The following is a 14,284-nucleotide window of genomic DNA, read 5'->3' on the forward strand; positions in this document are numbered from 1 at the left end:
TATCGAGTTAAAATGTTCTATTTTTGTGATAAATGTCATGTAAAATGCCTCAGGAACAACAGTTAGCGATTGAAGAAAGATTTGCCAGAGTTTTTAATGATAAATCATTTAAAGAAAGACTTTCCAGCGCAGATTTCGAAAAATATATAAATGCCAAAAAGAGATTGAGTTTTCAAAAACACGATACTATTTTTGAGGATGGAGAAATTCCAAAAGGCGTGTTCGTTTTAGAAAAAGGAGCCGCTAAATTATCGAAATCCGGTGCTTTCGGAAAAGATCAGATTTTAAGATTTATCAAAGAAGGCGATATTATCGGCTACCGGTCGTTACTTTGCGGGGAGAATTTCCAGGCGAAGGCTGAAGCGATGACAGACATTGAATGTGTTTTTCTACCTTCGGAGGTATTCATGCATCTTTTAGAAGTTGATCCACAATTATCTTTTGTGATGCTTCAAAAAATCGCCTATGAATTAGGAGAGTCTTCCAATACCATTACTTTCCTGGCCCAAAAAACGGTAAGGGAAAGACTGGCAGAGATTTTATTGCTTCTGGAACAAAAGCTGGGGGTGGACCCTGAAGGTTTTATCAAGATTTCTTTAACCCGGGAAGAAATTGCCAATATCATTGGAACTGCTACGGAAAGCGCAATCCGGTTGATCTCTGAATTCAAACAGGATCATCTCATCGAAGTGGATGGGCGAAATATCAAAATTTTGAACCACGACAAACTAATGAAACTAGGACACGTAGTTTTATAATCCATACAAAATGCAAGTCGGCGGAAGCCGACTTTTTAACTTTTAAACATACAATAATTATGTCTGTTCATTCTGAAATTAAAAAAGTTACTACGGAAACCTTGCGAAAAATGAAATTCGATAAGGAAAAAATAACAATGCTTACCGCCTATGACTTTACTACAGCTAAAATGGTAGATGCAGGAGGAATTGATGCTGTATTGATAGGAGATTCTGCAGCCAATGTAATGGCGGGCTTTGAAACAACATTACCTATTACCTTGGACCAGATGATTTACCACGCTCAGAGTGTGGTTCGTGGAATAGACAGGGCTTTGGTGGTAGCAGACCTGCCATTTGGAACCTACCAGAGCAATCCTGAAAAAGCATTGGAATCTGCAGTAAGAATGATGAAGGAAGGAGGCGCTCATGCCGTTAAGATTGAAGGAGGGAAAGAGATTTCAAAATCAATCAAGAAAATTATTAATGCCGGAATTCCTGTAATGGGACATTTAGGATTGACTCCCCAATCGATATATAAGTTCGGAACCTATAAGGTAAGAGCCAAAGAAGAAGCTGAAGCTGAAAAATTGATCAATGATGCAAAGCTTCTGGAAGAATTAGGATGTTTTTCCATTGTATTAGAAAAAATTCCTGCTGATCTGGCAAAACAAGTGTCTGAAAGCATTTCTATTCCAACCATTGGAATCGGGGCCGGGCTTCATTGTGACGGGCAGGTTCTGGTATATCATGATATGGTAGGAATGAACAAAGGATTCAGTCCGAAATTTTTAAGAAGATATCTTGATCTTTATACAGAAATCACCGGAGCAGTTGCTCAATACGTGAAAGATGTAAAAAACCAGGATTTTCCTAACGAAAACGAAAGTTATTAATATTCTTATACTCATTAATGAAAAACCAGCAATCCACTCAGGGAATTTTATCAATCGTTGCACTGCTTTGTCTTGCAGCGGGATGGTTCAATTTTTTTTCTCCGGAAATCAATCTGTTACTTTCAAGGAAAGTTTTTTATGTGTTGATCGGGATCAGCTTTTTTTTGCAGGCTCCTTTTTTAACCAATAAAAATTTCATGTATGCCATGTATGGTGCTGCCGTACTATGCATTGTCGGGGCATTGTTTCCACTGGAATGGAAGATTTCGGGAATAAAAACACTAGGCCTTTTGGCCGGGATTATCCTTTCATTTACAAACAGACCTACTTACCGTCAGTAAATCATGGAAGAACAAATTGTTTACGAAGACAATCATCTTTTGGTTATTAATAAAAAAGTAGGACAGCTTGTGCAGGGGGATAAAACAGGAGATGAATCTTTGCTGGATTTAATCAAAAGCCATATAAAAACAAGAGATCATAAACCGGGGAATGTTTTTCTGGGCCTGGTTCACCGTATCGACAGACCCACTTCAGGGCTGGTGATTTATGCTAAAACGTCAAAAGCGCTTACCAGATTAACTCAAATGGTTAAAAACCGAGAAATCGAAAAAACATATTGGGCCGTTGTTGCCAAGGAAATGATTCCCCAGAAGCAAAGGCTGGTTCATTATTTAAAGAAAAACGAAAAAAATAATAAGGCAATTGTTTTTCCTAAAGCTACGGAAGGAGCAAAAGAAGCTATTTTAACATATACTGTTATTAAAAATCTTGATAATTACCTGCTCCTTGAAATTGACCTTGAAACGGGAAGGCATCATCAGATCCGTGCACAGCTTTCCAAGATGGGTGTTCCTATAAAAGGGGACTTGAAATACGGGGCTCCTCGTTCAAACCCGGATGGAGGAATTAATCTTCATGCAAGAAAACTAGAGTTTATTCACCCCGTAACAAAGGAAAATATAGAAATTGTTGCTCCGCTTCCTCAAAATGATGCTATTTGGAGAGCTTGTGAATAAAAGATTTCTAAAACGTATAAATGAAATTAAAATAAAAAGAGAAGCAAATAGCTTCTCTTTTTTATTAAATGAAAAATGAGAGCCCTGATTTATGATGTCTTATCTTGACAAACTTTTAATAGTGTGAAAGAACAGTCAATCAACCAATAAATTTTAATCACCAATTGATCCGTCCGGATGTTTATGTTTCCGGATTTTTTGTTTTTTTGACAGATCGTATTTTGTCTATTCTGAAAAAATACCTAACTTCGCTCCATACTTTAGGGGTGTCTGTTGATCAACAGACTGAGACTTTACCCTTTGAACCTGATCTGGATTATACCAGCGTAGGGAAAAGTAAATGACTTTTGCTGTACGTTCTTGTACAATAATAGCCATTCCTAAAGTGTATAGATAAAATTTAGGAATGGAACTCATAATCAACCACATCAGAAAAACATTTAATGAACTTCCGGAAAACCTGGAGGCACTACTCGCTATGGAAGCGTCCGGAAAGAAAAAGGGAATCGCAATAGCCCTTAACAATCGTATTATTCCTCGATCCGATTGGGCAACAACAATTCTCAAAGACCAGGATTCAATTTTAATCATCACTGCCACTCAGGGCGGTTAATTTTCATACCATAATACAAATACTCATGGCTCATTCAATCACATGTTCGCCATTTCCGAACTCAAAGAAAATTCATGTTGAAGGAAATATACATCCTATCAATGTTGCAATGCGTGAAATACAGCTCAGCCCTACCAAGCTTACCAATGGGGAGCTGGAGCATAATCCTCCTGTTACAGTATATGACACATCAGGACCTTATACTGACGAAAATGCAGAAATTGACATTTTAAAAGGACTTCCAAGAATCAGGGAACAATGGATTCTGGATAGAAAAGATGTAATCGTTTTAGAAGGAATTTCATCAGAATATGGAAAAGCACGTTTGGCAGATCCGAAACTTGACGAATTACGGTTTTCCTATGACCATAAGCCTAAAGTTGCCGCTGAAGGGAAAGAGATTACCCAGCTTTATTATGCAAAACAGGGGATCATTACTCCCGAAATGGAATATGTAGCTATCAGGGAAAATCAACGTATAGAACAACTCGATTCCGTTTCAAAAGATATGGCTTTCCAACATGTGGGAAACAGCTTCGGAGCCAATACTCCTGAAAATAAAGTCACGCCTGAATTTGTAAGAGATGAGATTGCCGCAGGAAGAGCAATCATCCCGAACAATATCAATCATCCTGAAAGTGAACCGATGATTATTGGAAGGAACTTCTTAGTAAAGATTAATGCCAATATCGGAAATAGTGCCGTATCGTCAAGTATTGATGAAGAAGTAGAAAAAGCAGTTTGGGCATGTCGTTGGGGAGCAGATACTATTATGGATTTGTCAACGGGGAAAAATATTCATGAAACACGGGAATGGATCATCAGAAACAGTCCGGTACCCATCGGAACGGTTCCTATTTACCAGGCCTTAGAAAAAGTGAAAGGTGTTCCGGAAGATCTCACCTGGGAAATTTTCAAAGATACCCTGATCGAGCAGGCAGAGCAGGGAGTTTCTTATTTCACTATTCATGCAGGCGTTTTATTACGGTATATCCATTTAACGGCTAACCGGGTGACGGGAATTGTTTCAAGAGGGGGCTCCATCATGGCAAAATGGTGTCTTTACCATCATAAAGAAAACTTTTTATATACTCATTTTGAAGAAATATGTGAGATCATGAAGAAATATGATGTCGCCTTTTCTCTTGGTGACGGGCTTCGTCCCGGTTCCATTGCAGATGCCAATGATGCTGCACAGTTTGCAGAACTGGAAACATTGGGAGAGCTGACAAAAATTGCTTGGAAGCATAATGTACAGGTAATGATAGAAGGCCCTGGCCATGTCCCGATGCATATGATCAAAGAAAATATGGATAAGCAACTGAAGGAATGCCATGAAGCCCCATTTTATACACTGGGTCCCCTAACGACAGATATTGCTCCTGGTTATGATCACATTACTTCGGGAATAGGCGCGGCAATGATCGGTTGGTTCGGATGCGCCATGCTTTGCTATGTAACCCCGAAAGAACACTTAGGCCTTCCGAACAAAAAAGACGTAAAAGACGGAGTAATTACCTATAAATTGGCTGCACATGCTGCCGACTTGGCAAAAGGACATCCGGGAGCACAGTATAGAGATAATGCTCTGAGTAAAGCAAGATTTGAGTTCAGATGGGAAGATCAGTTTAACCTTTCATTAGATCCGGATACGGCAAGAGCCTATCATGATGAAACACTTCCTGCCGAAGGAGCAAAGATCGCTCATTTCTGTTCGATGTGCGGTCCGAAATTCTGTTCCATGAAAATTACACAGGAAATTCGTGAATCTGCTGAAAAAGGGATGCTGGATAAATCGCAGGAATTTATTGAAAAAGGGAAAGAGATTTATATATGATCATTATAATCACTCCCGAAGAAATTGTTCAGAACGAAACGGAAATTATCAATGGATTGTTTCTGGAAGGATTGGATCTGCTTCATATCAGAAAACCTTTTATTAACAACGAAGAAATGAAAAATTTTCTTGATCAAATAGATTCGTCATATCATGCTCAAGTAATATTACATAGCCATTATGATTTGGGAAAAGAATATTCTATTTCCCGATTTCATATCAGAGAAAAAGATAGGCTGGAAGGATTGGGGACTCACTTTAAAAATCAAATCATCTCAACTTCTGTACACGATGTCAGGATGTACAATAAATTGGGAAAAGAATGGGAATATTCATTCATAAGTCCGGTTTTTCCAAGCATTTCCAAAAAAGGGTATGGAGAAAATACAACTATTTTGGAAAATATTAAAGATAGAAATAATGAGGATGTGAAATTAATTCCTCTGGGAGGGATTAATGAAAATAATATAGATAAAGCTTTCCAAAGTGGAGCAGATGGGGTGGCCTTATTAGGTGCAATATGGAATAATGAGCAACCTTTACAAGTTTTCAGGAAATGCAGACAAATCGCCCTTTCGTAATGAGTATTGCGGGATATGATCCCAGTGGTGGCGCGGGTTTATTAGCAGACATCAAAACAATGGAGCAATTGAATGTATTGGGCTTTGGGGTTTGTACAGCAATGACATTGCAAACAGAATCTGAATGTCTGAGCCTGGAATGGCAATCTTTAAAGGGGATAATAGCATCTATTGATGCCCTAATGAAAAAGTATCCGGTAGAAACAGTGAAAATTGGGGTCATTAAAGATGCAATGATGCTTATTGAAACGGTGAAGACAATCCAATCCAATAATCCTGAAGCCATGATAGTTTGGGATCCTGTTTTGAAAAGTACGTCAGAATTTACATTCTTCGATGTAAGCACAATCCATCTTCTGGAAGATGTGTTGGAAAAGATTGATTTAATCACTCCCAACTATGATGAATACAAGATTTTAAGCAATCTTTTAAATAGGCATGCATGTTCGGTACTCATTAAAGGAGGGCATAGGGAAGACCGGTTGGGAATTGATATTCTAAAAAATAAAGGAAGAGAAATTTCAATTGAACCAAGTCACGATAGTTCTGATTATTACCCTAAGCATGGTTCCGGTTGCGTTCTTTCTTCTGCAATTGCGAGTTATCTTGCCAGAGGAGAAAATCTGGAAACAGCTTGTAAAAAAGGGAAATTATACACAGAAAAATTTTTAAAAAGCAACCCTTCTTTATTAGGGTTCCACTCAACTTAACAATGGAAACACTACAATACATATCACAGGGAAACACCAAACAGGAACAGGAGATCAATATCCGGAAAACGTTAGATCACGGAATAAAATGGGTGCAGGTTCGTTGGAAAAACGCTCCTGAAAATGAATTGATTAAGCTCTGCGAAACTTCGAAGTGGCTTTGTTCGGAATATAACGCTGTTTGCATTATTAATGATCATGTTCAATTAGCCAAAGAAATTGATGCAGACGGAGTTCATTTGGGATTAAAAGACCTGTCGGTTGAAATAGCCAGAAATATTTTAGGAAAACACAAACTGATTGGTGGGACGGGCAATGCTCTTTCCGATGTGATGCAAAGAATTAATGAATCCTGTGACTATATAGGCTTAGGGCCGCTAAGGTTTACCTCTACCAAAGAAAATTTAAGCCCGGTTCTGGGATTTGAAGGGTATCAGAAAATTATTGAAAGCCTGAAAGAAAAATCAATAGAAATTCCCAACATCTTTGCCATTGGAGGAGTTACTTTACATGATATAGAATTATTACAACAGATCGGAATCTATGGAGTGGCTGTTTCGGGAGAGTTAACTACCCAACCTTCCATCATCAGTGAATTTAAAAAAGTAATGCAATGAAAAATCAACAATTAATAATAGCAGACAGGATCTTTGATTCAAGACTGTTTTTAGGGACAGGAAAATTTGGGAATCTTACGGAAATGACAAAATCTATTATAGCCTCAGAAACCAATATGGTGACTATGGCTTTGAAAAGAATAGACTCAGGTGCTTCTGAAGATGATTTGTTAACTGCTTTAAAGCCTGCGAAAACTCATCTTTTGCCCAATACTTCGGGAGCAAGAACGGCAAAAGAAGCAGTACTGGCGGCTCAATTGGCAAGAGAGGCCCTGGAAACAAACTGGGTAAAGCTTGAAATACATCCGGATCCCAAATATTTATTGCCCGATCCTATAGAAACACTATATGCTACAGAAGAATTGGCAAAACTAGGATTTATAGTGATGCCCTACATACATGCCGATCCGGTCTTATGCAAACGTTTAGAGGATGCCGGAACAGCCGTGGTAATGCCATTAGGAGCGCCAATTGGAACCAATAAGGGATTACGGACGTTGGATTTTCTGGAGATCATTATCAGTCAGAGCAATGTTCCGGTAGTGGTGGATGCAGGAATCGGAGCTCCTTCAGATGCGGCAAAAGCGATGGAGATGGGTGCAGATGCTGTGTTGGTAAACACCGCAATTGCTGTGGCAAGAAATCCAGTAAATATGGCATTGGCTTTTAAAGAGGGTGTTATTGCAGGAAGAAGAGCCTTTGAATCTGGCTTAGGAGCTATTTCCGATCATGCGGAAGCATCAAGTCCACTGACTTCTTTCTTATTTGATTAATCTGAATTTCTATGAACACCTTTAAAGACTTTTTTGAACGCTATCATTGGGATGAGGTAAAGCAAAGGCTTGAAAAAGTGACCCTATCAGACGTGGAATATAGCCTGTCTAAAAAGAATAGAACAATAGAAGACTTTTTGAACCTGCTTTCTCCTGTTGCCGCTCAAAAACTAGAAGTAATGGCGAACATGACCCGCTTTATTACGCAAAAACGTTTCGGAAAGACCATTCAGCTCTATGCCCCATTATACCTTAGTAATGAATGCCAGAATATTTGTACCTATTGCGGTTTCAGCTTAGATAATAAAATTAAAAGAAAAACCCTTTCTGATACGGAATTGATGATTGAAGCAAGCGTGCTCAAATCAATGGGTGTCAATCACATCTTGTTGGTAAGTGGTGAAGCCCATAAAACAGTAGGTATTTCTTATTTTTTGAATGCAGTTCGTTTATTGAAGCCTCATTTTGCCAATATTTCCATTGAAGTTCAGCCTTTGTCGGAAGAAGAGTATGCAGCGCTGCACAAAGAAGGAGTTCATTCTGTCCTGGTGTACCAGGAAACGTATCATCAGGAAGTGTATAAAGAATATCATCCTAAAGGTAAAAAATCAAATTTCCATTTCCGTCTGGAAACCCCCGACAGAATTGGAAAAGCGGGAATTCACAAAATAGGATTGGGTGTTTTACTAGGACTCGAAGATTGGCGTGTAGACAGTTTTTTTAATGCTTTACACATTGATTATTTACAAAAGTGCTATTGGAAAAGTAAATTTTCAGTTTCATTTCCGAGACTCAGGCCCGCAGAAGGGATTATTGAACCTAACTTTATTATGGAAGATAAAGATCTTCTTCAGCTGATCTGTGCTTACAGGATTTGGAATGAAGATTTAGAGATTTCCATTTCAACGAGGGAAAACGAAAAATTCAGAGATCATATTATTTCATTAGGGGCAACAACAATGAGTGCTGCTTCTAAAACCAACCCCGGCGGATATGCAGTAGACCGGGAATCTCTGGAACAGTTCGAGACCAGTGATGAAAGAAGTATGGAAGAAATAAGAAATATCATTAAAAAGTCCGGATATGATCCCGTAATGAAAGACTGGGACTCTGTCTATACTGGGTTTTAATTATTCAAAAAGTGAAGAGAGAAGATATTTTTTCCCGATACAGCAGACAGATTTTTATTGATGAAATCGGCTTGGATGGTCAAAGGAAAATAATGAATTCAAAAGTTCTCGTGGTAGGAGCCGGAGGATTGGGAAGTCCCGTTATTCAATATCTGGCGGCAGCGGGAGTAGGCACTTTGGGTGTGGCAGATTTTGATGAGGTGGAATTGCATAATCTGAACAGGCAGATCATTCACAATGAAAATAATGTAGGAAAACCTAAAGTGAAGAGTGCAGAAGAATTTGTAAAAAATCTCAATCACCATGTTCATTTTATTGGTGTTGAGGAAAAGATTGATCCCTCTAATGCAGAACAAATCCTTTCTCAATTTGATATCATTATTGACGGATCAGACAACTTTAAGAGCAGATATTTAATTAATGATACCTGCGTTAAATTGAATAAACCTTTAGTGTATGGAAGTATTTTGAGCTTTTCCGGACAGGTGGCTATATTCAATTATAAGGGAAGCAAACATTTAAGGAGTCTGTTTCCCGAACCTCCTTTTGATGAAGATATTCCGGATTGTGACAGTCTGGGTGTCTTGGGAGCTTTGCCGGGAATTGTAGGGAGCATGATGGCTAATTTAACCTTGAAAATAATAACAGAACTTCCTTTCCTGGTTAATCAGATGACATTGGTTGATACTTTACACTGGAGATTTCAAACAATTGATTTTTAGAGTTGTTTAAATAATGAAATGGGAGTTATAGCTTAAAGGGGTATTGTATTTTTCTGCATATTAACAATGTGGCAGTGTTTTTTTTTGTTTTTGATTTATTTTGCAAAAAAAATGTATATTTATGGCTAATTCAATTGAACCTTATGAAACATTTTTACAATTTATCAAAATGCATCAAAAATAAGAGTTATCTTAAAAAAGCAATACTTGGGCTTGCTTTTTTGTTTGGTACTCATCAGTCTGCCGATGCACAAGTTAATGCTTATAGTTTTGCCCAGTCAACGGGAAGTTATGCGCCAGCTTCAGGAACAGCAGCGGTATTAGGAACAGCTACCGATAATACCACTTCAACGAATCTTAATAGTAACGTATATCCTGTAACATTACCTTTTAATTTTGTTTTTAACGGGACATCTTATAGCTCGTTGAATGTATCAAGCAATGGTTTTGTTACTTTTGGAACTACTGCACCAAGTACAACTACTACAAGTCCTATTTCAAGTACAACTACGTATGAAGGAGCGATTTCTATTTTCGGAAGAGACATCAGTAGTTTTTTTAATGTAAATGGAATCAGTGGAAGTATAGTATGGGAAACCATAGGTACAGCACCTAATAGAGAAATTGTTATAGAATGGAAAAATTTTAGACCTAATAATGCTACAGCAGTTACTACAGTATATAGTTTCTCGTTCCAGATAAGATTGCAGGAAACATCAAATGTTATCAAAATGGTTTATGATGCCGGGACTTATTTAGCAGGAAGTACAGCTATTTCAGGAACGTTACAGGTTGGATTAAGAGGAGCTACTACTGCTGATTTCAATAACCGACTAAATGCATCAACCTTAGAGTTTATTAATTCTACACCGGGAACAACAAGCTCCAGTACTCAGAATATGAATACCGTTAATGCTATTCCTGGGATGCCAACCGCAGGATTAACATATACTTGGACTCCTCCTAATTGTTGGACTCCATCTGGTGTTAACATAACAAATATCACAACGAATTCTGCTACGGTAAATTGGATTGCACCGTCAATAGCTCCAGGCTCTTATGAAGTATATTATTCTACATCGAATACAGCGCCAACTGCTTCAACGCCACCTACTGTACAGAACATTACAGGTTTATCAACACCTATTGATCCTTTGCAACCTTTAACAACTTATTATGTTTGGGTAAGATCATCTTGTGGTACATCGGAAAAAAGTACCTGGACAAATGTGACGAATTTTACAACACATCCAACTTGCTGGACTCCTTCTGGTGTAAACATTACAAATATTACAACAAATTCAGCTACTGTAAATTGGACCGCACCATCTGTGACTCCGGCTTCCTATGAAGTATATTATTCCACATCGAATACAGCGCCAACTGCTTCAACTACACCTACTGTACAGAATATCCCAGGCTTATCAAGTCCAATTGGTCCATTGCAGTCTTCAACACCTTATTATGTTTGGGTAAGATCATCTTGTGGTACATCAGACAAAAGTACATGGACCAGTGTAGCTAGTTTTACAACACAATGTGATGCAATTACAGGGGCTTATTTTGAAGGGTTTGAGGGATATCCAGCTGTTTCGAATGGAAGCACTGGAGGTGTCTTACCAATTTGTTGGACGAATTTAGGAACAGCCAATGGAGGACATATTTCTAATAGTACCAGTTCAACAATTACAGGGACTAATACCTTATATCTGTGGACATCAGGAGCACGTATTGCTTATGTAGCCTTACCTCCGATGAATACATTGCAGTCTGGGAATTACAGGTTGAAATTTGATGCGAAAGCTTCAGTTACTGCAGGAGGAATTCTTCAGATCGGATATTTAGACACTACAAATACTTTTGTTGAGTTAACAACATTCAGTGTGGCTACTACTGCTACGGTATATCCTTTTTCATTCGATATTCCTGTGCTCCCTGCAGGAGTAACTCAGCTGGCAATTAAAAACCCAGGCACCCCGGCAAATAGTTTGTCGATTGATAATGTTTCTTATGAACTGAAAAACTTAGCAACTTCAGAAATTGCAGAAAAGAATAAATTGAAAATCTATCCAAATCCATTCAGTGATGTGATCAACATTTCCGATGTGGAAAAGGTAAAATCTATTGCTGTACTTGAAGCTTCTGGAAGGGTTCTAAAAGTAATCGGGCAGGCCTCCTCATCAATCAATTTATCAGATTTAAAGCAAGGTGTGTATATCCTTAATGTGACATATAAGGATAATACAATATCTTCACATAAAATTATCAAGAAATAATTTGTATACTTCAAAAGAAGAAGGCGGTTTAATTACCGCCTTTTTTTATTGTCCTTGCTGCATTACACCGCCATTCTCCTCTTTCTTATTATTGTTTAAGATATTCGGATCTTCTTTGGCCAGCTTATTCCTAGTAGGGATCTTATAATTGACGGATAAACCAAAATTTCTCGTATCATATTTATTGCTCATAAATACACTTTCTCCGGTTGGCGGATTAGAGCGTACCTGCATTTTCTGACCATTGAAAATATCATTGGCAAAAACGGAAAGCGTTAAGCGGTTATCCATAAACTTTTTCGTAAGGGTAAGGTCGAAAGAATTATTAAACGGTTTCTCTGCCGTAAAGTAGAAGTAACCCGCCTTCGGAGTCAGATAACTGTAATTTGCCGTTAACTTGATATCTTTAGGTAAAATCAGCTGTGTCATGATGTTGAAGATCCAGAATCCTTTATTATTCAGATTATCGATATCATGTTTCTGATATCCTGCGTAGATATACATAAAGTTGATCTTGTCAGGGTTGAAATTAAACTTCATCACTTCACTCAAAGGTTTAGTGAAAAGCATAAAAGGAACAGGAAGACCTACATTAAAATTATGAATTCTCATATTCGAAATGTTGATCTGCTCATTAGTAAGATTTTTACCATTCTTCCTGATGATCTGCGCTACCTGGTTTTTAGCAGAGCTTACATTATACCCGATAAATGCATAATCAAATGCAGAGATCTTCAATTCGTAATTATCAAAAATAGTAGGCTGTAGATTAGGATTACCTGTCACCTGCGTGTTTGGCCCTGCAAAAATCACGTTATTCGGGTTTAGAGCAGAAATACTTGGCAAGTTGATTTTTTTATTATAATTGGCAGCTACATATACTTGATTCATCAGGTTATACTGAACACTTGCATTCGGGAATAACTTGAATCGGTTGAAAGGTCTCAAATCACCCTCAACAACTGTTCCGGACTTTATCACTCTTGTTACTCCGGAGATATCATAATTTTCTGCACGGGAACCCAAAATGAAATCAAATTTTTTCAATTTCGCCTGGAATTCCAGATAAGTGGAAGCCGTTTGTCTTTGGTACTCTAAGTTAGTTAAACCTTTACTCTCCGTATCCAGATCCTGTCTTTCATATAAACCTCCCAAGCTTACTTTTCCGCCATCCAGAATATTGATAGGTTGAGAGTAATCCACTTTGAAATTGGCAATGCTTATATCCGTTTTATTATCCAAAAGCCCTTTTGTTCCGGGAATGAAATATTCCTGATTATTATCTGTGAAAACACCTTTTTGGAAGAAATTATCCTGTATGAATTTACTGTCAGATTTTGTATACCCAAACTGAAAATCCAATTTTTGAGACTTGTCTGTAAATCTTTTTTGATAAGTTACTACCGCTTCCTGCCTTAAACTGTTCGTATGAGCTGCATCCGAAGCTTCAAATATCGTTTCTCTGAAAGTATCCGGTGCTATGGGAATATCCGCAAGTCCGTTACTTGCCGTATAGTTGTCATTATTGTTGTGATAAATATCGTAGTTTACTAATAATCGGTCCTGTCCAAGATCAAAAGTCAAACCTGATTTTGCAAAGTATCCTCTTCCGATTCTGTCTGTGTTACTATTCAATAATACGTCCTGTAACGTTCTCAGATTACTTTCACGGTAATTCTGCCCGATATTCAATTGCCATCCGAAAATTTTATTTCTGGCATTCAAATTTAGGGAGTTCGAAGTTCTGCTTCGGAATTTATCATAGTTTGTGAATGAATAGTTCCCGGAATAGGTTGCCGTTAAATATTTATTGGCATTTTTATTTGTGATGATATTCATGATTGCTCCACCTGAGGTAGCAGGAAATTCTGCACCCGGCTGTGTGATTACTTCAATTCTGTCTACCGAATTGGCAGGCATACCTTCCAGGAAAGAATTCAGTTCATTAGAAGTAATATTTAAAGGCCTTCCGTTCAAAAATACATCCAGAACTTTTCCCTGATACATCATTCCGGCAATATCGGTAGAAATAAGTCCGGGAAGTTTTTTAATGCCCTCCAAAACATTTCCATTATTAAGCTGAGGCTGCTCAGAAAAATCGAAGATCGTACGATCTGCTTTTTGCTCAACAGCTTTTTTAGTTTTGGTGATGGTGACACCCTCAATTTGTTTTTCTTTTACTTGATTGTTCGGCTTCTCCTGGGCATACACCGTTAAAGAGCTTATCAGAGATAAGGCAACAATTGTTTTTTTCATAATGTTTTTTACTACACTTGGTTAGACGCAGAAAAAACAGTTTCGTTACAAGAAATAAAAATAAAAAGCGACTTCTATTTGAAGCCGCTTTTATATTAATCGATCTAACAATTAATC

At 37.9% G+C, this 14,284-nt stretch carries 14 protein-coding genes and 1 riboswitch; of the genes, 13 read left to right on the top strand and 1 reads right to left on the bottom strand.

The window, feature by feature from the left end:
• The first annotated feature begins 44 nt into the window (after nucleotides 1–44).
• From BCF58_RS15950 to BCF58_RS16010, 13 genes are all read left to right on the top strand, one after another.
• Entirely contained in the window at nucleotides 45–758 is a 714-nt protein-coding gene (locus BCF58_RS15950; RefSeq protein ID WP_121462789.1) for a Crp/Fnr family transcriptional regulator, read from the top strand.
• 59 nt (nucleotides 759–817) lie between these two features.
• Nucleotides 818–1,633, top strand: a complete 816-nt coding sequence (gene panB / locus BCF58_RS15955) for a 3-methyl-2-oxobutanoate hydroxymethyltransferase (protein ID WP_121462790.1) — start codon at nucleotides 818–820, stop codon at nucleotides 1,631–1,633.
• Nucleotides 1,634–1,650: 17 nt separating this feature from the next.
• Nucleotides 1,651–1,974: a hypothetical protein gene (locus BCF58_RS15960; protein ID WP_121462791.1), complete on the top strand. Its 324-nt coding sequence runs from the start codon at nucleotides 1,651–1,653 to the stop codon at nucleotides 1,972–1,974.
• Nucleotides 1,975–2,652, top strand: coding sequence for an RluA family pseudouridine synthase (locus BCF58_RS15965; RefSeq protein ID WP_121462792.1), 678 nt, complete (start codon nucleotides 1,975–1,977; stop codon nucleotides 2,650–2,652). It begins immediately after the preceding gene.
• 252 nt (nucleotides 2,653–2,904) lie between these two features.
• Nucleotides 2,905–3,002, top strand: a riboswitch (TPP riboswitch).
• Nucleotides 3,003–3,058: 56 nt separating this feature from the next.
• Nucleotides 3,059–3,265 (top strand): sulfur carrier protein ThiS, encoded by a 207-nt coding sequence (gene thiS / locus BCF58_RS15970; RefSeq protein ID WP_121462793.1) that lies wholly within the window; start codon nucleotides 3,059–3,061, stop codon nucleotides 3,263–3,265.
• A gap of 25 nt (nucleotides 3,266–3,290) precedes the next feature.
• On the top strand, nucleotides 3,291–5,102 hold the full coding sequence (thiC, locus tag BCF58_RS15975; RefSeq protein WP_121462794.1) for a phosphomethylpyrimidine synthase ThiC: 1,812 nt from the start codon (nucleotides 3,291–3,293) through the stop codon (nucleotides 5,100–5,102).
• A complete protein-coding gene (locus BCF58_RS15980) occupies nucleotides 5,099–5,683 on the top strand; it encodes a thiamine phosphate synthase (RefSeq protein ID WP_121462795.1) in 585 nt (194 codons plus the stop codon). Before thiC ends, BCF58_RS15980 begins: the two co-directional genes overlap by 4 nt.
• Nucleotides 5,659–6,393: a hydroxymethylpyrimidine/phosphomethylpyrimidine kinase gene (locus BCF58_RS15985; RefSeq protein WP_121462796.1), complete on the top strand. Its 735-nt coding sequence runs from the start codon at nucleotides 5,659–5,661 to the stop codon at nucleotides 6,391–6,393. Before BCF58_RS15980 ends, BCF58_RS15985 begins: the two co-directional genes overlap by 25 nt.
• 2 nt (nucleotides 6,394–6,395) lie before the next feature.
• A complete protein-coding gene (locus tag BCF58_RS15990; protein ID WP_121462797.1) occupies nucleotides 6,396–7,010 on the top strand; it encodes a thiamine phosphate synthase in 615 nt (204 codons plus the stop codon).
• On the top strand, nucleotides 7,007–7,783 hold the full coding sequence (locus BCF58_RS15995) for a thiazole synthase (RefSeq protein ID WP_121462798.1): 777 nt from the start codon (nucleotides 7,007–7,009) through the stop codon (nucleotides 7,781–7,783). Before BCF58_RS15990 ends, BCF58_RS15995 begins: the two co-directional genes overlap by 4 nt.
• Nucleotides 7,784–7,794: 11 nt before the next feature.
• Nucleotides 7,795–8,913, top strand: a complete 1,119-nt coding sequence (gene thiH, locus BCF58_RS16000) for a 2-iminoacetate synthase ThiH (RefSeq protein ID WP_121462799.1) — start codon at nucleotides 7,795–7,797, stop codon at nucleotides 8,911–8,913.
• A gap of 11 nt (nucleotides 8,914–8,924) precedes the next feature.
• Nucleotides 8,925–9,635: a HesA/MoeB/ThiF family protein gene (locus tag BCF58_RS16005; protein WP_121462800.1), complete on the top strand. Its 711-nt coding sequence runs from the start codon at nucleotides 8,925–8,927 to the stop codon at nucleotides 9,633–9,635.
• A 143-nt stretch (nucleotides 9,636–9,778) separates the two neighbouring features.
• A complete protein-coding gene (locus tag BCF58_RS16010; protein ID WP_147462072.1) occupies nucleotides 9,779–11,911 on the top strand; it encodes a fibronectin type III domain-containing protein in 2,133 nt (710 codons plus the stop codon).
• 45 nt (nucleotides 11,912–11,956) lie between these two features.
• Here the strand turns inward: BCF58_RS16010 and BCF58_RS16015 are convergent, their stop codons facing one another.
• Nucleotides 11,957–14,167 carry an outer membrane beta-barrel family protein gene (locus BCF58_RS16015; protein WP_121462802.1) on the bottom strand — a complete coding sequence of 737 codons (2,211 nt, stop codon included), beginning with the start codon at nucleotides 14,165–14,167 and terminating at the stop codon, nucleotides 11,957–11,959.
• Between the last annotated feature and the right edge of the window lie 117 nt (nucleotides 14,168–14,284).

The organism is Chryseobacterium defluvii, assembly GCF_003634775.1.
GTDB lineage: Bacteria > Bacteroidota > Bacteroidia > Flavobacteriales > Weeksellaceae > Chryseobacterium > Chryseobacterium defluvii.